16 protein-coding genes are annotated in these 18,517 nt (G+C 39.4%); 8 read left to right on the top strand and 8 right to left on the bottom strand.

Features of this window, described 5'->3' with window-relative positions:
- Window positions 1-3: 3 nt before the first annotated feature.
- The 3 genes from VR862_RS06470 (at window position 4) to VR862_RS06460 (ending at window position 4,165) form a co-directional block, all read left to right on the top strand.
- The gene (locus VR862_RS06470; RefSeq protein WP_097055080.1) at window positions 4-3,165 is read left to right on the top strand and encodes an efflux RND transporter permease subunit; all 3,162 of its coding nucleotides are present in this window, start codon (window positions 4-6) and stop codon (window positions 3,163-3,165) included.
- Between the two features lie 88 nt (window positions 3,166-3,253).
- A complete protein-coding gene (locus VR862_RS06465; RefSeq protein ID WP_097055079.1) occupies window positions 3,254-3,856 on the top strand; it encodes a TetR/AcrR family transcriptional regulator in 603 nt (200 codons plus the stop codon).
- 33 nt (window positions 3,857-3,889) lie between these two features.
- Window positions 3,890-4,165: a hypothetical protein gene (locus VR862_RS06460; protein WP_097055078.1), complete on the top strand. Its 276-nt coding sequence runs from the start codon at window positions 3,890-3,892 to the stop codon at window positions 4,163-4,165.
- 124 nt (window positions 4,166-4,289) lie between these two features.
- Here VR862_RS06460 and VR862_RS06455 read toward each other — a convergent pair whose 3' ends face one another.
- Window positions 4,290-5,582, bottom strand: a complete 1,293-nt coding sequence (locus VR862_RS06455; protein ID WP_097055077.1) for a site-specific integrase — start codon at window positions 5,580-5,582, stop codon at window positions 4,290-4,292.
- A gap of 375 nt (window positions 5,583-5,957) precedes the next feature.
- On the opposite strand from VR862_RS06455, the gene VR862_RS06450 reads away from it, so the two are divergent.
- Both VR862_RS06450 and VR862_RS06445 read left to right on the top strand, forming a co-directional pair.
- On the top strand, window positions 5,958-6,482 hold the full coding sequence (locus tag VR862_RS06450) for a hypothetical protein (RefSeq protein ID WP_324720157.1): 525 nt from the start codon (window positions 5,958-5,960) through the stop codon (window positions 6,480-6,482).
- Between the two features lie 75 nt (window positions 6,483-6,557).
- Window positions 6,558-7,271, top strand: a complete 714-nt coding sequence (locus VR862_RS06445; protein ID WP_324720156.1) for a DUF2971 domain-containing protein — start codon at window positions 6,558-6,560, stop codon at window positions 7,269-7,271.
- A gap of 120 nt (window positions 7,272-7,391) precedes the next feature.
- Here VR862_RS06445 and VR862_RS06440 read toward each other — a convergent pair whose 3' ends face one another.
- The 4 genes from VR862_RS06440 to VR862_RS06425 all read right to left on the bottom strand — a co-directional run bounded on the left by VR862_RS06440 (window position 7,392) and on the right by VR862_RS06425 (window position 11,703).
- Window positions 7,392-7,868 (bottom strand): rolling circle replication-associated protein, encoded by a 477-nt coding sequence (locus tag VR862_RS06440; RefSeq protein WP_442777766.1) that lies wholly within the window; start codon window positions 7,866-7,868, stop codon window positions 7,392-7,394.
- A gap of 105 nt (window positions 7,869-7,973) precedes the next feature.
- Entirely contained in the window at window positions 7,974-8,597 is a 624-nt protein-coding gene (locus tag VR862_RS06435) for a thioredoxin family protein (protein WP_324720154.1), read from the bottom strand.
- Window positions 8,598-8,804: 207 nt separating this feature from the next.
- Window positions 8,805-10,547, bottom strand: a complete 1,743-nt coding sequence (locus VR862_RS06430; protein ID WP_324720153.1) for an alpha/beta hydrolase — start codon at window positions 10,545-10,547, stop codon at window positions 8,805-8,807.
- 28 nt (window positions 10,548-10,575) lie between these two features.
- On the bottom strand, window positions 10,576-11,703 hold the full coding sequence (locus VR862_RS06425; RefSeq protein ID WP_324720152.1) for a helix-turn-helix domain-containing protein: 1,128 nt from the start codon (window positions 11,701-11,703) through the stop codon (window positions 10,576-10,578).
- Window positions 11,704-12,043: 340 nt separating this feature from the next.
- Here VR862_RS06425 and VR862_RS06420 point away from each other — a divergent pair, with 340 nt between their 5' ends.
- Together VR862_RS06420 and VR862_RS06415 are read left to right on the top strand one after the other, a co-directional pair.
- Window positions 12,044-12,457: a BLUF domain-containing protein gene (locus VR862_RS06420; RefSeq protein ID WP_324720151.1), complete on the top strand. Its 414-nt coding sequence runs from the start codon at window positions 12,044-12,046 to the stop codon at window positions 12,455-12,457.
- A gap of 10 nt (window positions 12,458-12,467) precedes the next feature.
- Window positions 12,468-12,851, top strand: a complete 384-nt coding sequence (locus VR862_RS06415; protein WP_324720150.1) for a ribosomal maturation YjgA family protein — start codon at window positions 12,468-12,470, stop codon at window positions 12,849-12,851.
- 64 nt (window positions 12,852-12,915) lie between these two features.
- On the opposite strand, the gene VR862_RS06410 is transcribed toward VR862_RS06415, so the two are convergent.
- Window positions 12,916-15,792 carry a M16 family metallopeptidase gene (locus VR862_RS06410; protein ID WP_324720149.1) on the bottom strand — a complete coding sequence of 959 codons (2,877 nt, stop codon included), beginning with the start codon at window positions 15,790-15,792 and terminating at the stop codon, window positions 12,916-12,918.
- 144 nt (window positions 15,793-15,936) lie between these two features.
- Window positions 15,937-16,998 (bottom strand): transporter substrate-binding domain-containing protein, encoded by a 1,062-nt coding sequence (locus VR862_RS06405; protein ID WP_324720148.1) that lies wholly within the window; start codon window positions 16,996-16,998, stop codon window positions 15,937-15,939.
- Between the two features lie 253 nt (window positions 16,999-17,251).
- Here VR862_RS06405 and VR862_RS06400 point away from each other — a divergent pair, with 253 nt between their 5' ends.
- The gene (locus VR862_RS06400; protein WP_324720147.1) at window positions 17,252-17,551 is read left to right on the top strand and encodes a hypothetical protein; all 300 of its coding nucleotides are present in this window, start codon (window positions 17,252-17,254) and stop codon (window positions 17,549-17,551) included.
- 357 nt (window positions 17,552-17,908) lie between these two features.
- Here the strand turns inward: VR862_RS06400 and VR862_RS06395 are convergent, their stop codons facing one another.
- Window positions 17,909-18,496, bottom strand: coding sequence for a riboflavin synthase (locus VR862_RS06395; RefSeq protein WP_324720146.1), 588 nt, complete (start codon window positions 18,494-18,496; stop codon window positions 17,909-17,911).
- Window positions 18,497-18,517: the final 21 nt, after the last annotated feature.

Below are 18,517 nucleotides of genomic sequence, written 5' to 3'. Positions count from 1 at the left end.
AAAATGAAATTAGCAGAAATATCAATTAAGAGGCCCAGCGTCGTGATCGTAATGCTTGCATTATTGATCATCGGGGGACTTTTCAGCTATAGTCAGCTCAATTATGAGCTTATACCAAAAATGGAAATTAAGGTAGTGACCATAATGACCATTTATCCCGGGGCATCACCTGCCGAGGTAGAGAACACCGTCTCCCGTAAGGTGGAGGATGCCGTTTCTTCCCTGGAAAATATCAAGAAGATCCAGACCAAATCTTTCGAGAGCTTATCTGTAGTGACTATAGAGTTCACTAGTGACGCAGATGTTGATTTCCTGTTGAACGAAGCCCAGCGTAAGATCAACTCCATTCGTTCAGACTTACCTGAAGATATCGAAGAGCCATCGCTCTCCCAGTTCTCCCTTTCAGATTTACCTGTGGTAAGTTTAGGGGTGACTGCCAATCTTTCAGAAAATGAACTTTACGACCTTATCGATCAAAAGATTCAACCTGAGTTCTCGCGACTTTCGGGAGTAGCCCAGGTAACCCTGGTGGGTGGACAGGAAAGGGAAATAAGGGTAAACCTAGACCCCAATAAATTAGAAGGTTACGGACTAACTGTGCCAATGGTGCAGCAGATCGTTAGTGCTTCTAATCTCGACTTTCCAACAGGAAACCTTACTACAAGGGAAAATACCACGCTTATTCGACTTTCTGGAAAGCTCCAGTCGGTTGATGAGCTAAGGAACCTGGTAATCGCTTCCCAGGATGGTCAAAACATTCGTTTAACCGATGTTGCTGAAGTTCAGGATACTCAAAAGGAGACCGAAAAGATTGCAAGAATTGACCGTCAAAGCACCATTTTACTCCAGGTTCAGAAACAAACCGATGCGAATGCGGTAACTGTGAGTGAGCTTGTTCAGGAAAAAATGGCCGAAATAGAAGAGCGGTATGCGGAGCAGGGCGTGGAGCTTACAATGGCTAATGACACCTCGACCTTTACCCTTGCTGCGGCAGATTCTGTGATCAAAGATCTTCTAATCGCGGTAGGGCTCGTGGCCTTTGTGATGCTTTTCTTCCTGCATAGTTATAGAAACGCCCTTATCGTGATGGTGGCCATTCCTACCTCGCTTATCGCTACTTTTATTGGAATGTTGCTACTTGGTTACAGTTTGAACCTAATGAGCTTACTGGCACTTTCATTAGTGGTTGGTATTCTAGTGGATGATGCTATTGTGGTGATTGAGAACATCCACCGGCACATGGAGATGGGGAAAAACAAAGTGCGTGCTGCTTATGACGGTGCGAGTGAAATTGGATTTACTGTTACCGCAATCACCCTGGTGATCGTGGTGGTATTCCTTCCTATCGCCTTGAGTACAGGACTTGTGGCCAATATTATCGCCCAGTTCTGTGTGACCGTGATCATTGCAACCTTATTGTCATTACTGGTTTCCTTTACTGTGGTGCCGTGGCTTTTCTCAAGATACGGAAAGCTGGAATTGATTAGGGAGGACTCTTTCTTCGGAAAGATCATCCATAAATTTGAAGCCGGGCTTAACTGGTTTACTGTAGAAGTTACAAAGATCCTTAATTGGTCATTGGACAACAAGGTGAAAACTTTTCTTGTGGTTTTTGTCCTCTTTGCAAGTTCCATCGCGCTTGTAGCTATGGGCTATATAGGATCTGATTTCTTCCCAAGAACCGATAGGGGAGAATTCCTGGTGCAACTTGAAATAGATAAAGATGCTTCTATTGAGGAGACCAACTTCATCACCCAGCAAACTGAAAATTACCTTTCTCAGCTACCCGAAGTGGAGCGTATGATAACCACTGTAGGCCAGTCCAGTAGTGGAGGATTTGGAGGCGCACAGGCTACAAATAATAAGTCTGAGATCAGTGTCACCCTTGTAGATAAATCTGAAAGAGATGAAAAGACGAATGTTTTTGCAGCTAAACTTAAGCGCGACCTGGAGCAGGAATTGGTAGGTGCTAAAGTAACCACTGTACCCGTAGGAATTATTGGTGCAGAGCAGGCACCGTTACAAATGACCGTAATTGGCGACAGCTTTGAAGATGCACTGGCTTATGCCGAAACTGCTGAAAGCATTTTGAGAGACATCGATGGAGCTACCGAGATCGACCTGAGTGTTGAAGAAGGGAACCCGGAAATTTCGATCAATGTGGACCGCGACAAAATGGCTTCTTTAGGGCTTAATGTTGCTTTGGTAGGACAAACTTTACGTACTGCCTTCAGTGGAAATAACGACAATAAATTCCGTACCGGAAGCACAGAATATGATATCAATATCATTTTTGATGAAGCTTCCAGGAACAACATTGAGGATGTAAGGAATATACAGTTCATGAATAACCGGGGAGAGCGTATTAATCTGGCTCAATTTGCCGATATCAGCTATGAATCCGGTCCTTCTTTGCTCGAGCGTTTTGACCGTTCTCCTTCTGTGACCATCATGGCGCAAACTGTAGGTAGGACAACAGGTGCTGTAGCTCAGGAGTGGGAAGAAAAGTTAGAGAATGTTGAGAAGCCAAAAGGCGTAGCATGGACCTGGGGTGGAAACATGGAGAACCAGAGCGAAGGTTTTGGAACCCTCGGGATAGCACTATTAGCGGCTATTATGCTTGTGTACATGATCATGGTGGTGCTGTACGATGATTTTGTGAAACCGTTTATTGTGCTGTTCTCCATTCCGCTTTCGTTTATCGGAGCGCTTTGGGCACTGGCACTTACAAATAACAGTTTGAACATCTTCACTATTCTGGGGGTCATTATGCTTATTGGACTGGTAGCCAAAAATGCCATTTTACTGGTAGATTTTGCCAACCACAGGCTCGCACATGGGGAGAAGATCCGGGATGCCTTGATTCAGGCAAACCATGCGCGTTTGCGCCCTATCCTTATGACCACTATTGCTATGGTGTTTGGAATGTTGCCAATTGCACTGGCCTCGGGAGCAGCTGCCGAAATGAGTAATGGCCTTGCTATTGTTATCATTGGTGGACTATTGTCTTCCCTGTTCCTTACATTAGTCATCGTGCCGGTTGTGTTTATGATCTTTGTACGTCTTGAAGAAAAATTTACCAAAAAGGAAAAGAACAACTATGAAGAATTAATGGTGGCTGAATATGACCACATTCATCCTGAAATGGAAGTAGAATTTGATTAAAAAAAAGCCTGGCTAGTTCAGCTGGCCAGGTTTAAAAACTAATTCAAAAAAGAATAAAAACTTTTAGAATGTGAAAAAGATATATAAAATGGAAAAGGATATTTTTTTAAAAAAGGTTTCAGAGCTATTTCTCCAAAACGGAGCCAAAAGTTTGACGATGGATGACATAGCAAAAGAGTTGAGGGTTTCTAAGAAGACACTTTACAAAGTGTACGAGAGCAAGGAAAATCTTCTAGAGGAAATTTTGGAATTTAACATCGAAAAGGTTCTTTTTAAGATGCAACACCTTGATGAAAATGTAGATAATGCAGTAGAACGGATGTTTAAAAGAGATGAAGATATAGAAAAAGCATCTAGGACTAATGATTCAATTATGCTAAGACAACTCGTTAAGTACTATCCCCAAATTTTCAAAAAGCATATGCTGTTCTTTTCTGAAAAATTTTCCGAATTACTTATTCATAATATTGAAAGAGGAAGAACACAAGGACTTTACCGTGAAGATTTTGATGCACAACTATATTCAAAGTTGTTTTTTCAAATGACCATGAGCTATGATAATTCTCCTTTTCTGGATACTTCTCAATTGTGCCGCTCTGAATATCAGCAGGAATTACTGCTTTTTTATATGAATGCCATAACTACAGAAGAAGGTAAGAGGTATATGAAAGACTTATTAAAACACTCATAAAATTCTTTTCAAAAAGATTAATATTTAAGTGACATGGTAAACAGTGATTTTGAAAAAGAAAAGTTTTACGATCTGTTGGAAAAGGAACTAAATATTAACCTTGATCTCCCTTTTATGAAATTCATGACACTTCAAGAACTTAATATTACAAAACCGGAAATTAATTTGTTCCTTAATACCCTTGAATCTATTTACGATGTCTATATTAAAGAACAGAATTTAAATTTGGACATTACCTCTAAGGAGTTTATAGAAAGAATCGAATCGCACTTAAATGCTTTGCATAAAAAAACCAGCAAAAACTTATAACCCGCACCATTGAAGAAAAAGATGATATCGAGCTTTGTCCGGATCTTCTGGTAATCTTTTAATTACCTCTTTCCATGGGGATCTTTTAATTAATAGAATATATAATGATCTTAGAACGAGTGAATCAGTCGAAGTATTTTAAAGCATCAATAGCCTTTTCTTCATCTCCTTTCCCTAAGTAGGCCATGAAATTTCTCTCTGTGTGGTGGCCGGTAATAGTTTTTAAGTGTGATAATGGAACTTCTCCGTAATAGTTGGTTGCAAAGCTCCTTCTGCCGATATGACTTGTCACCAGCTTCCACTTTTCATAAAAATCTGATTTCTTCCTAAACTGTTTTTCGGCAACTTCTATTTTTTTGCTCCCCCAAACTTCTTCCTTTAACCCCGCTTTCTTACATACCACTTTAATATATTCGTTATACTTTGGATCAGGAAGAGGTTTGGGAAATTCCCCATTCCTTTTATCGAGGATCTCCCTGACCTGTTTGAGCAAAGGGATGGTCATAATTTTACCCGTTTTCTTCTGAGTGAATTCGAGCAAAAACTTATCATCTTTCTTCCTAATCATATCTTTATTAAACCGCATAAAGTCGGAAATTCTTTGCCCGGTAAAGCACGAAATTATTAACCAGTCCCTGGCAGTCTCCAGGTGCTCTTTCGTAAAGCTCTTCTTCTTAATTTTTTCCAACTCCTCAAGAGTGAGGAATATTTTCTCTGATTCCTTAGTTTTTGTTTTGATGCTGTCTAATTGCCGACTTGTTTCCAAACCTTGGCTATAGGCGTGTCTTGCTACTGTTTTAGTAAACTTAATGGCTCTTGCAATGGTATTGTAAGCATAGCCTTTTTCAAGCATAAAATTTTCAAAATCCCTTTTGAAATCAAGATTGATATCCTTCAGTAGAATAGGGTGGTTTAAGCTATCCTGGAATTTTACCAGCATTTGCTTAATTACGTTTGACTTTTTTACAGTAGCCGGGCTCACATGCTCTTTTCTTTCCTCAATATAGACTTCCACGTAAGAGATAAGGTCATCTGGCTTCTCCTTTACTTTTTTTGGATTATAGTAATCATTAATTGTTTTCTGAAGCCATTCTTTAGAGATCTTTTCAGGATCGGTAGAATTAAAGGATTGCAAAATATGAGCTTCAATTTTAGTCAGCTCCTGGTTAATAGAATTCTGTTTTTCCTTGAGCTCCTGGATCCTGTTTAGTTCATCAATATCATTGGTCCTTTTGAATCGTATTTGCAGATGTTCTTTTTCCCAATATTGCCTCGATATCTCCAGCTTTGTTTTTCCTCCAAGGGAAAAATCATTATAACCCTTAGGAAATTTTTCATCAGTAATTCGGTAGAGTAATCTCAGGTTTAGAAAAGCTTTAGGTTTAGTAGAACGGTAGAGGAAATTTACGCTTGCCATGTCAGATATTTTGTACAGTCAAATGTAGATAATTTGTACGATAGTTGTACGGTTAGGCGCAAATAAATGCAAACGGCCTCAATCTAAATCGAAAATGACATTAGGCAGAAATGCTGTTATACCGCGTTTTTACTGATTTTATAGCCGTGTTTGGGGATTTTTTTAGATTTTCATTTTTGTGGTTGTGTGGTTCAGGTGGGACCACTTTTAATGCTTGTAAAGCCCTACGAACAGTACGTTTGTGGGGCTTTTTTTATTACAGGGGACGAATGAGGGGACGAATAAAACTAAATAAAAGTGTGGTTTTCAGTTATGACATAAGATTTATATACTTTATTTTAGTTAATATTTTGAACAATGCCTAAAATCCCTCTAATGAAGAAGTTTTCCTATCTACTACTATTCTTTTTTGGTCTTTTTTCTTGTAATAGTTTTGAAGAGGATCATCTTGTAAAGGAAGAAATACGTGAGCATTTGAATAGAACGTTACATAATCCCGACAGTTTCGAGGAAATAGAGTGGAACATAATAAGAGATTATCAGTATACTGAAGTAGACACCACTAATCCTGACAGTCCCTTAAAAATAGACCATATGGCTACTATTGAATATGATGAGGAGCACGGGGAAAGAAAGTTTATTGAATTGGTCTACAGGGCTGAAAATGGTTTTGGAGCTTTACGAAAGGGAAGTTTATACGCAATATATTTTGAAGCTGATAAATCAATTCAATTTGAGGATGGAGCTTATTCCATAGAATTGGAGACTTACTTGCCCAACCCTGAAAACGCCTTTAGAATAGATCCTAGAGAACTTTATTTAAGGGAACGATACTATATGATTAATGATGGTAGTGGTACATACGAGGGATTTTTAGAACAATATCCAGAATTTGATTAGTTTAACTTATTTCGATCGAAGTAATACTTTAAAAGCGTCTTGTCGTTTATACTTTTATTTGTCTAGCTGTATCTAATGGAAAAAGAAACAACTTTTAGTAAAAATGATATTTTCAAATATGGAACCTTAAAACATTTAAAAGACACGCTCATACATAACAAGCTTGGGTTTAGTAAAGCGGGTAATCTAAATGATCCTTTTGAAATTGCACATCATTTTTATGATTCACAATCGTACGGACAACTTAATAGACGGGATATTTTAGACGAAGTAAAAATTAGTTGTTTTAGCAGAAATCCTCAGGAACCATTGATGTGGAGCCATTATGCAGACAAACATCGAGGCGTATGTTACATTTTTGATGAAATGGAATTAACATTATATGGTCTGTGTTCTGATTTTGGTGATATAATTTATTCAACTCATATACCTCATATCCATTTTCGTTATCCAGAAAACTCGGAACGCTTAGAAACAGAGCTTAAATTTCAGTTGAAACCAGTAATTTTCACTAAGTCTTTAGTGTGGGAGTATGAAAAAGAGTATCGCATAATTCTTAAAAAAGGAGTTGATCCAATCTTTAGACGGAAAAGTTTAAAGGGGATAATTTTAGGTTACAGAACTAATCTTTATTATAAGAGACAAGTACTTAAGGCAGTAAGTCTGGCTAATCAAAACAGGGATGAAGATATCAAAGTCTACTATGCAAACTTGAGTACGGAAAAATATGAAATGTTCATTACTGAAGAACCAACAGGAACGGTAGCCGAGAACATAACTTATGTTTAGCTAAAAGACGGCTTTATTTTTTTCATCCAGTCTCCAATAGAACGGCAAAGTATTTCTATTTAAATCTATCATTTTAATTTTTAAAAAAGGTCGTTCTATGTGATCCTTTACTTCAAATTCTTATAAGACTGCATTTAAACGTTTGAACTGATTTGTGAACTCTGTTGTTGTATAAAAGTCTGTGTAAAGCTCTGAAACGCGCTTTAACCAGTTCCAAACCTGACGTTTAAACTTTGCATCATTCTTTGTTATGTACTTAGTATCATAAGAAGCAATAGATCTAATATTACTCGAATTTAGTTGCTTCACATCAAAGGCTGAAGAGGGTTTAAAATCTTTCTTTCTTGGTTTAATTCCGTTTTTTATCTGCAGTTCTATCCAATAATTCCACCACTTTTCAACTTTCCAATATTTATTGGTAATCATATGAAAGTGAACATTCCCTTTGAAAGCATCATTTTTAGTCTGTCGTTCTGCTATCCAAACGTATTCAAAATCTTTATTTCTCTTTTTGGCGTTATCAAGGAATTTTCTAAGAATATTTACCGCTTCTTCATCTGAAACTTTATTCAAGAAAGCTAGAGTAACAAAACTCAGACGCTTATAACATCTGGCAAAGCAGGTAATTTTCTTTCTGATCTTTTGTCACCTATTTTTTAATAAGCTCAAGGTTGTACTGCGTGGAATTGGAGTTGCGTTAGATTAATCCTGCAGTAAAAGCCTTTCCTGCTCTTCGGCTTTGCTTATTACCTCTGTAAGCTCCTTAACGATACTCGCGCCTTTATCCTTATTGTACCACATTTGCAGCTGAGTTTTAAATTCAGCATCGATCTTTCCAAACTTCTCCTTGTAATCGGTCACCAACTTAGTAGCTGCAGCTGTTCTTGGTCCCCAGGAGGCCATAACGTCCAGATCTGTATTCAGGATGATAAGTTTTGGAATAGATCTGGTGCCGTTGGTAAGAAAATGATCCATTAAGTCGGGATATTCGTCTCTCAAGATGACCCTGAAGTTGATATTTTCTGAAGTCTCTGCAAGCTTATGTAGAACCGGCAAGGTCTGGGCAGCGTCTCCACACCAGGATTCCGTGATCACCAACCATGTTTGCTGCACTCTGAGGTCCTTAAAAAAGGCGGCCTCAGGTTCTGAGAGTTGAAATTTTTTATTCAGACGTTGGGAACGTGCAAAATTTAAAGCGGTGAAATCTACCCGGGTTTGATCAATTTCTCCTGTTGTGCTCTTTGTAAGCACAAGATCTTTTAAAAGATCCATGTATTCCCGGTAACTCATGGAATTTTTCAGACTGTCAACCAAATGTTCTCTCATAAAAGGGGAAATTTATAGTGCAATTCTAATCTTTTCTCTTTCAAAAAGGAATGACCATCCTCAGGTTAAGCTTATTTTTAGGTAAAGCTGAATCTAAATGAAATCCCAACTATTTTTAGTAGAATCTACGCCTAATTGTATCGTTGAATCTTTTTCTTATTAAGCACACTAAAAAATCTTTTTTGCCCCTTGGTTTTTATTTAAATACTACCAGTTAAGTTCTGAAAGAAAATTTTCCTTCGGCTCCTCCATCTGTCTTGAGAAATAGGGAATTCTCCAGATCATGTGTGGAGCCCCTTCTAATTCCATAAGCGTCACCTGGTTACCGCTTTTTTTCGACAGAGAAGCGAATTTTCTAATCGACTCAATATCAACAGAATTGTCTTTAGTGCCGTGAAAGATCAGCATTGGAGGTAGATCCTTATCGGCATTATTTAGTGGGGAAATATTTTCAATGAATTCCTCTGTGTAATCTTCCTGCCACCAATGACCTGCTTCTCTAAGGTCGGCAAGTCCCGCATTGACTATAACAGCATTCGGCCGGGAGCTTATTTGCCGGTTTTCGTTCTTTTCGTCCAGGATCTCCCCGGTTGTGGCTAAAGCAAGGGCAATAGTGGCGCCGGAAGAATTTCCTGAAATCAGGATCTTGTTCGGATCAAGCTGAAACTTTTCGGCATTGGTGCGAAGAAAACGCACGAGAGATTTCCCGTCTGAAATAGCTTCAGGCAAGGTATTTCCATGCCGGTCTGCCACGCGGTATTCAACGGCAACGGTTACCCAACCTTTCTTTGCATAAGCTTTTGCCGAAGTGAAGAACCAATCGGGTTTACCTTCAAAAAAGCTTCCGCCATGAAACATAGCTATAACAGGATATATCTTTCCCTTCTGAAGCGAAACCGGCTGAAATATATGTGCATCCAGACTGTAGCCATTAATCTGCTTGTAAGGAACAATAAGATGTCCTTTCCGATCCCTTTCATTCCTTTCGTACAAGCTCCTTATCTCTTCTTTGTAGTCAGGATTGGATACTTTAGTCATGAAAACTTCATAGTTGTCCTGCGTGTTTTTTATCCCCAGATTCTCAATGTGATTCCGGAAGAACCCGAACAGCACCCTGTCAAACATTTCGGGATCAGAGAAATTTTCAGCAATTACTCTAAAACCCGCATCCAATCGCCGATTGTCACTGGCTGAGTACTTTCCCGTTTCCAGCTCCCGGTTTATTGCGAGATATAGATAATTTTGAAGCAGTCTTTTAAAACCGTCAAAACGGTAAAGTTGAAGGTCGGTTATATCTATATTGTCTATCCGGTTTCTGCTTTCTTCACTTAAACTAATTTTTTCTCCTGTGGTTTTGTAATGCAGCAACGGATAATCGGCCAGAAGCGAAAGGAAAAAAAGCTCCAGGTCTTTTCGATAATTGTTGACAAATGCCGGATTGAGATTTGGCTCCTTTTTTTCCAGGTCATCAAGAGGATCCAAAAATGTCATTTTTAAGGAGTCTGTTTTCTGAACAAATTCTGCTTCAGGTAATCTCGCGAGCACCCGATTGATATTCCTGTTGAAATAAGCATTAAAACTTTTGCTGACCTGCTGTTGATCGAAAAGAAAAGCCTGGATTGAAGCATTTTTTCCGCCGAAATCCACAGTCTTTGCCGGGTTGTGGGCATTAAAATAGATTTGGATGCTATCCCCCGGTTCTGCAAACAGGCCTAGTTTAAAATCCCGATAATAAAAACTAAGATTCTCGTTTTCTTCAACAGGAACTTCAAGCGAAAATCTTCCTTCTTCATCTAGGACAGCATCCAGTAGGTTTACTGAAATTTCCTCTTCTGAGTGTTGATCAATTTTACCTGATACTGTGACGAAATTCTGGAAAGCGGAAGCTTTAAAAATGAAACAGAGGGAAAGTATAAAACAGGCAGTAAAATTCTTTTGAGTTGTAGTCATTTTAAAATTTTGCTGCAATTCTAAGATTTTATGGGGCTTCGGGAGTTTCAATTACCGAATCTGGCACTCTTTTTTCCGAAGCTTTGTACTGCAAAGGAGTTTTACCGGTGGATTTTTTGAATGCTCTGTAAAAAGAAGTTTTAGATTTGAAACCAGATTCATAGGCCATGCCTTCTATGGAAAGCTCATCATTCTGCAGCAGGTTTATAAAATAATTAATGCGAAACTCGTTCAGGAAATCATTAAAATTCTGTTGCCCTTCAGTGTTGATTATATAAGACAGTTCCCGTGGAGAAATTTCCAGCTTTTCAGAAAGCCTATTCAGGTTGAGATCGGGATCTGTAAAATATCCGTTCTCTTTGATCTTCTTTTTAAGTTCTTCAAAAACGGCTTTTTCTGAAGGTTCTTTGTTGGAATGGACTTTTGGGGTTTTTGGAGTGATCAATTCAACTTCAGGAAAAATATATACGGTATAGGAGAGGAAATAAATATAGAAGGTAATTACAAGGTAGTTAAAATAATAACTCTGGAATCCGCCAATACTATAGTTCTGGTTGTAAAGAGTGAGTACAATAAAAACAAGAGCAGAAAGACTTGCGAAAAGATCTACAGCCAGAATTCTTTTCAGATGAAAAACGATTCGATTATCTTTTAGCTGAAAGTTCCCTTTTCTCTCTTTTCTATACTTCAGCAAAAGTTGAACTGCCAGCAACCAGTAGACAAGGTTGTAGAGCAAGCTGCCAATATTGAGCCCGAAGAAGTTAAAGATTTGTATCGCTGCATCGCTGTTCTTAAAACCGAAAAGCGGCAAACTAACCCTAAAGAAAACATCAAATATCAGTGAAGGCACGAAATGCGGAAATATTGCTGAAAAGCTTCCGGCGCTCTTAAAAAGCAGCTCTCTAACGAACAGATAGAGTAGTGGGCCGAAAGCGAATTTATACAGTAAAGGAAAATGGAAATTGTCCAGAAATTGCGGAATGGTTTCCTGCAGAATGATCTTTGCACTTGCGAGCGACAACAAAAGCAGGAATATTCCGAAATAATAATTGTACAACTTTTGCTGCCGTTTAACAAGAATAAGCACGCTCAGAATAAATCCCTGGATCGCTCCGAGGGAAAAGAACAGGAGAAAAATGTTGAAGGTAATATTCAAGCAACTTTACTTTTAAGCAACAGGTTCAAATCTATGGATTCCTTTTAAAAAGAAGAGGTAGAAGGGGGCCTAAAGCTCACAAACCTTTCTTATTCTCTCAAGATTTTAATCCTGACATTATATTTGTGCTACTGCCTCAAAAATGGAACTCTTAGTTTTGGTTGTCGCTTGGAAATAAAATTATAGTGGGAATAGTCCCGGGTTTTGACTGGTGTACATTTTTTGATTTACCTCTTATGTTGTTCTTTATAAACAGCTATGCATATTTATTATAATAACTTTTACATTGCCTAAACATTACTTCCCTACATTGTAGGGCAAAATTAAGTTCTAAAATGCCATGAAACATGTCATTTGCTATATAAGTACTGCTACAAAACATCTTGATGACAAAGAAGTTGAGGCTCTAATGAAAGAATGGCAGGAACAAAACAGCAAACAGAATATAAAAGGTATTCTGCTGTACTCCGAAGGTCACTTCTTTCAGGTGCTGGAGGGTGAAAAGGAAAGTGTTTTAAGTCTGTTCCAGGAAATTCAGCAGGATTCAAGGCATACGAGTGTGATCCAGGTACTTGGGAAGGATGTTAACAGAGGTTCCCTGGATGGTTATGTTGTGGAGCATTTAAAAAGTGCCCGCTATTCAAAACCTGAAGTCATTGGGATGTACTGTGGATCTGTAAAAGGAATGGACCCGAAGATTCAGGAACAAATTAAGGTCATCCTGGGATCTTTTATTGATACTCAGGTGCTCTAATTATCTTGTAATGCTGGATTTTAATCTGAAGTACTTCATGGCGTCCTTACTGCTTTTTTTTACACTTTTCTTAATCGCAGTTTTCGTTCGTGATTCTATTTTGCGGCCTTACGGCGGAGATTTTCTGGTGGTAATATTTCTTTACTGCCTGCTGAAAAGCTTTTTTAGAATATCTGTCAAAAATGCCATTTTTGGAGTGCTCCTTTTTTCATTCTTAATTGAGGCTTTGCAGTATGTACGCGCAATTAATTTCCTGGGGCTCCAGGAGAACAAGATAGCTTCGGCAGTTTTAGGAAGTCACTTCGATTGGCTGGACATGTTGCTTTATACGCTTGGAGGGATCAGCGTCTATTTTGCGGAAAAATTAATAGATGCTCATTTCCGAAGCAAATAAAATCGTCAACATAAAAAAAGCTCCCGCAGTTAACGGGAGCTTCAGAATTGATATCAGGATGAATTTATGGTTTGAGGTTTGTTAGCTCTACTTCTTCACCTTCTTTATTGATGAGCTTAACTTCATCAAAGCCCATGTTTTTGAATTGTTCAAACTGAGTAGCGGCATCTCCGACTACCAGGTAAGCCATCCTGGATTCATCAAGATATTTTTGGGCAAGTTCTTTGTGTTGCTCAAGGGTCATGTTGCGAACCACTTCCTCCTCCTTTTCGATATAATCGGCAGGAAGATCGTAGGCGCTCATCTCCTGAAGCATCCCCAATAGGGAACCTTGAGTTTCAAAACGTCGGGCATTGGATTTAATGAGCGCGTTTTTAGTGAACTCCAGATCTTCGGGAGTTATTCCTTCCCTGTATTTGGCGATCTCATCTTTGAAGATCCCCACAGACTCTCCAGTGGCATTGGTGCGTACACTGGAAGATGCAGTAAAAGTACCAGGAATTTTTGTTCCGCTAAAGCCGGTTCGGGCACCGTAGGTATAACCCTTTTCCTCCCTTAATACAAGATTAACGTTACCGGAGAAGGAACCTCCTAGCTTATAGTTCATCACTTCGGCAGGGAAAAAGTCTTCGCTGGTGCGTGGCAAAGCCAGATAACCAATATTGATCACAGATTGTTTTGCTCCGGGGACATCCACAAAGTATAAGGAGGCTTTGTCCCGGTTGCTTACCACCTCAAATTCCGGAATAGTCACTTCCTTAGGCTCCCAATTGTCCTCAATGTCATCGAGGGCCTCTACTGCCCGAGCCTGTGAAACATCACCCACTATATGAAAACGACTTACAGTTGGAGAGAAATTTTTATTGTAGTAATTCTTAAGGTCCTGCATTGTAATTGCCTCTACAGACTCTACAGTGCCGGAAGTTGGGTGCGCCAAAGGATGGTTCTCCCCGTACAGAAGTTTGTCATAAACCTGACTTGCTATGACATTTGGATTAGCCGCATTCCTCTCGATGGAATTAATAGTACTGGTTTTAATACGAGCCAGTTCTTCCTCATCCCATCTTGGCTCAAGAAGGATCTCCTCAACCAGTTCCATTGTTTTTTCGAAGTTCCTGGCAAGGGTATTTCCTCTTACCACAATTGATTCATTTGTTGTGTACATATTGATATTTGCACCCAAAAGATCAATGGCTTCTTCAAGTTCTGCCGGAGTTTTGTTGGCAGTACCTTCCATTAAAATATCGCTCATTAGATTGGCTACTCCGTTCTTGTTGAGGTCGTCAAGTAAATGTCCCCCTTCAATAACAAGGCTAAAGTTCACCAGGGGTAATTCGGTTTGTTCGATACCATGTACTTCCAATTCGTTTTCAAGTTCCACCGTCCAGGATTCCGGCACATTTAAGGCAGGAGCTTCACCAAGAGGAGGTTGTTGAGAACGGTCTATCTTAGAAGGTGTCTTCTGAACCTCCTGAGCCTCAGTTTCAGTTACTGTCTGTTCCACGTTTTCTGTGATTTCCTCTTCTACCACCTGTGCTTTTTCAGAATTCTCGGCGATGAGCTCAAGCTGTCCTTTGGGCACGAAGCTGGTCATGACATAAGGTTTACCTTTAATGTATGTGTTATAAACCCGCATTACATCTTCCTTAGTCACCTTTTTGATATTCTTGATATCTTCTTCAATATAGCCCGGGTCGCCGGTGAAAACATCATACTGGGCCAGTTGGAAGGATTTTCCAAGCACGCTGCTTATTCCGTTATAGAAGCTTGTCTCAAGCCCTGCTTTGATCCTTTCAATATCTTTTTCGGTCACTCCTTCTTTTTCAAATCGGCTGAGAGCTTCATTAATTCCCGCTTCAACGCTGTCAAGATCAACTCCTGCATTGGCTGTAACCATTATTCTAAATTTCCCTGCAATCTGTTCAGAACTGTTATAAGAACGGGGATTTGAAGCCAGTTCTCTTTTTTTAACCAGTACCTCATACAGCGGTGCTTCTTTTCCGTCGGAAAGGATCTCGCCAAGAAAATTTAGAGCATAGGCATCGGCAGTATATTGCTCGACTGTTGGCCACACCATGTTTAGTTGAGGTGCTGTTGCAAAATTGTCTTCGTGGTAAAGCCTTTTTGTTTCTGAAAGTTTTACATTCTGAACCTCAAGCGGTGCAACTTCCTCGCGTTTCTTGATCTCGCCGAAATATTTTTCGATAAGTTCCTTAGCCTCTTCTGTTTCAAAATCTCCCGCAATGACAAGAGTCGCATTGTTAGGGCCGTAAAATTTATCGTAGAACTCCTTGACATCCTCTACTGTGGCATTCTGAAGATCTTCAAGCTCTCCAATCACCTGCCAGCTGTATGGGTGGCCATCGGGAAAAAGATTTTTATCAATAACCCAGCTGGTATGGCCGTAAGGATTGTTGTCAACCCGCTGGCGTTTTTCATTTTGTACTACCTCTTGCTGGTTGGCAAATGCAGATTCTGTCACAGTATTGATGAAGTACCCCATCCTGTCAGATTCCAGCCAAAGCACCATCTCAAGTGCATTTTGAGGTACTACCTCGTAATATATTGTTCCATCTTGCCAGGTTCCCCCATTTAAAGTTCCTCCAACATCCTGAATCTTTTTAAAGAACTGGTCCTGCGGAACATTTTCAGACTCCTGAAATAACATGTGCTCAAAAAGGTGAGCAAAACCGGTGCGACCTTTTTTCTCCCTGTTTGATCCCACTCCGTACTGTATGGCTACTGAAACAATAGGATCAGATTTATCCTGGTGGAGTACAACGTTTAATCCGTTGTCCAATTCATACTTCTCGTAATCTATGGATAAGCCCTCTTCCTGGCTTACCCCCGTTTCACTTCCCTGCAATTTGTCACAGGAAACGAAGCTCACAGCCAACAATGACATAAAAAACGCCACTGCCATAAACCTCAATTTTTTCATACTTTACTTGTTTTAGTTAAAAGGTTGTTCAATATAGAATTATTATTGGTAATAAGTCTGATTTTCAGGAGACCTGTTACAGGTAGAGGCTGTTCCCGTGAGAACGCAGTCTACGGGTGTTCAAAAAAGAAAAAAAGTCAATCCTTATTTGTATTCCGAAATCAGGCTGGACCACTCCATGGTTTTCAATGTTCCCACCAGGATTGGATTAATTTTTTTTAGAAGATCAGAGTCTTTTGGAAAGCTATAGCTGTAATAATCTTTCTTAAGGTTGTTTTCCAGAACAACAAGCTCATCTTCCAGACCTTTTTCTTCTATACGATGGCTTAAGATGGGTTTGTCATAAACGAACAGGTTGTTGTCACCTTCCATTAGTGCTTCAAGACCTTCATCTGCATTAGATACCATTGAGGAACCTACACCATATTGTTCCAGAAGTTCCTGAGCGCTGGAGCTTCTAACTGTATAAACATCGAACCTTTCGAGATCCTGAACCGAAGAAATGTCCTCCTGGATATTATGGACAGTAAGAGAAGAGGCAATACCGGCAGTTAGTGTCGAGATCATTATTATGGCCATGAACATCCAGATGAATCCCACAAAACGACCTCCAAAAGTGCGGGGAGATTTATCTCCGTAACCCACAGTGGTCATGGTAACTGCACTCCACCAGAATCCCTGCAACACCCCTCTAAGACCTGAACCGAACTCTTCTTTATTCTTCTTCCTTTCAAACAGCCAGACAAGAAATCCAAAAATAAAAATGACACTGACCAAAACAAGAATAGCCGAGAGGAAGTTCCAGCTAAAAATATTGGAAAGATATCTCCAGAAGGTCGATCCACTTTTACGGGCAATACCGGTGTAGGAAATGAAATAAGGTTGTGAAAAATCCATCCGACTCATACGTTGATCGGTAACCGTGATAGGATTAATGCAAAAATCGACTTCCCCATTTTCTACCGCGGAAAGAAGTGCTTCCAGATTTGCAAATTCCCTGAAGTCATAATCGTAGTTGAGTTTGCGGTTGACTAATTTCCAGGACTCGATGCTAAGACCTGAAAAATTACCGTTTTGTTCCATAACAAAAGGAGGGGCCTGGGTAAGGCCGATAATAATGGGAGCTTTTTCAGAGGCTAAAGTATCCTGAGCACTGACAGAAAAACTGAATAAAAATAAAGTAAGGAATAATATTAATCTTTTCATAAAGTAAATTGTGGGGATCAAGTTATAAATTTCTACAGAAATTGTTTCTACTGTTGGTTATCAGCTGTTTATAAACAGGGTAGCCAGTAATTTTTTTGTAAGTAGTTTCTTATTTTTGAAAAGAGTCATCAAAAAGAGTTATTTTATTTTATATTTTTGATTTTAAGAGAAGTAGGGGAATGTAAAAAATATTGCATCTTGGTTGTTTGGAATAATTTTCCTTTTTTAGAAGTATTGGCAAATGGGTAAATGGGTGAAATACTGGGTTTTGATCTTTGCTGTAGCCGGTATGAGCTTTGGAATTGCAGCCCAGGTACGGCAAAACAATCCTCCTCCTCCAATGGCTTCCAATCATGGAAATGGAAATGGACGTGGACCATGTGGACAACTACCTGAAAATGCAAATGGTGGAGGTCCCAGAATTCCCCCTCCTGTAGGTCTTTGCCTTCCTATTAATGACTATCTCTTACCGTTCTTGCTCGTTGGGATTGCTTTTGGAGGATATAAAATCTGGAAGTTGGAGAAATTTTCCGAAGCCAAAAAGGGTATTTAACGACGAACGGTGTTAAAATAACGATAAAATACCATCATTAGATTGTCGGGGAAGTTTTACTGCATTATTTTTCTTGCATGGGAAGAAAATGGAGGTGTCTTCTTATTGTATTTATCGTTGGTATGAGTTGGAGCGGATTATGTCAAACCTCAGGAGAGAATCCGCCTCCTCCAATAATGGCCACACAGGAAGAAAGCACTCTTTCTCCGTGCGGAAGCGGAGATGGAGGGCAGACCGGAGGTATACCGCCACCAAAAGGTCTATGCTTACCTATAAATGCATATTTATACCCGTTGTTCCTTTCCGGCGTTTGCCTTGGAGCGTTCTCACTGTATAATTTTCAGAAGAAAAAGGAAGTTACTGTAACTCAGTAAGCCGCTTTACGTATTTTCCAATCACATCAAATTCAAGGTTGACCCTTGTGCCTTTCTTGATGTTCTTGAAGTTAGTATGTTCAAAAGTATAGGGAATTATGGCAACGCTGAAGCTGTTCTTTTTAGAATTTACTACTGTAAGGCTTACTCCATTAATTGTAATTGAACCCTTTTCAATAGTTATGTTCTGCATATCTGGATCGTATTCAAAAGAAAATTCCCAGCTTCCTTTTTTTTCTGTTACCGCAGTGCACAGCGCAGTTTGATCGACATGACCCTGGACAATGTGCCCATCCAGGCGTGCTCCCATTTGCATACCCCGCTCAAGATTTATAATATCTCCTTTCTTGATTTCCCCCAGGTTTGTTTTGGAAAGAGTTTCATCTATAGCTGTAACGGTGTATTCTTCCCCATCAATATTAACAACTGTAAGACACACTCCATTGTGTGCAACGCTCTGGTCAATTTTGAGCTGTGAAGTGAAGTTTGCTTTTATAGTAAGATGTAGGTTTTTCTGTTCCCTTTCCAGCTTTGTAACAACTCCAAGCTCTTCAATTATACCTGTAAACATTCTGTTATTATTAATTACCTT

Source organism: Salinimicrobium aquimaris (assembly GCF_035607535.1).
GTDB lineage: Bacteria > Bacteroidota > Bacteroidia > Flavobacteriales > Flavobacteriaceae > Salinimicrobium.
Note: the sequence above shows the minus strand (reverse complement) of the source record. Positions and strands in the feature narration are given on the sequence as shown.

Bases quoted from the DNA above. Each gene is read 5' to 3' on its own strand.
- VR862_RS06470 (WP_097055080.1), top strand. From the start codon at position 4: ATGAAATTAGCAGAAATATCAATTAAGAGGCCCAGCGTCGTGATCGTA.
- VR862_RS06465 (WP_097055079.1), top strand. From the start codon at position 3,254: ATGGAAAAGGATATTTTTTTAAAAAAGGTTTCAGAGCTATTTCTCCAA.
- VR862_RS06460 (WP_097055078.1), top strand. From the start codon at position 3,890: ATGGTAAACAGTGATTTTGAAAAAGAAAAGTTTTACGATCTGTTGGAA.
- VR862_RS06455 (WP_097055077.1), bottom strand. From the start codon at position 5,582: ATGGCAAGCGTAAATTTCCTCTACCGTTCTACTAAACCTAAAGCTTTT.
- VR862_RS06450 (WP_324720157.1), top strand. From the start codon at position 5,958: ATGAAGAAGTTTTCCTATCTACTACTATTCTTTTTTGGTCTTTTTTCT.
- VR862_RS06445 (WP_324720156.1), top strand. From the start codon at position 6,558: ATGGAAAAAGAAACAACTTTTAGTAAAAATGATATTTTCAAATATGGA.
- VR862_RS06435 (WP_324720154.1), bottom strand. From the start codon at position 8,597: ATGAGAGAACATTTGGTTGACAGTCTGAAAAATTCCATGAGTTACCGG.
- VR862_RS06430 (WP_324720153.1), bottom strand. From the start codon at position 10,547: ATGACTACAACTCAAAAGAATTTTACTGCCTGTTTTATACTTTCCCTC.
- VR862_RS06420 (WP_324720151.1), top strand. From the start codon at position 12,044: ATGAAACATGTCATTTGCTATATAAGTACTGCTACAAAACATCTTGAT.
- VR862_RS06415 (WP_324720150.1), top strand. From the start codon at position 12,468: ATGCTGGATTTTAATCTGAAGTACTTCATGGCGTCCTTACTGCTTTTT.
- VR862_RS06410 (WP_324720149.1), bottom strand. From the start codon at position 15,792: ATGAAAAAATTGAGGTTTATGGCAGTGGCGTTTTTTATGTCATTGTTG.
- VR862_RS06405 (WP_324720148.1), bottom strand. From the start codon at position 16,998: ATGAAAAGATTAATATTATTCCTTACTTTATTTTTATTCAGTTTTTCT.
- VR862_RS06395 (WP_324720146.1), bottom strand. From the start codon at position 18,496: ATGTTTACAGGTATAATTGAAGAGCTTGGAGTTGTTACAAAGCTGGAA.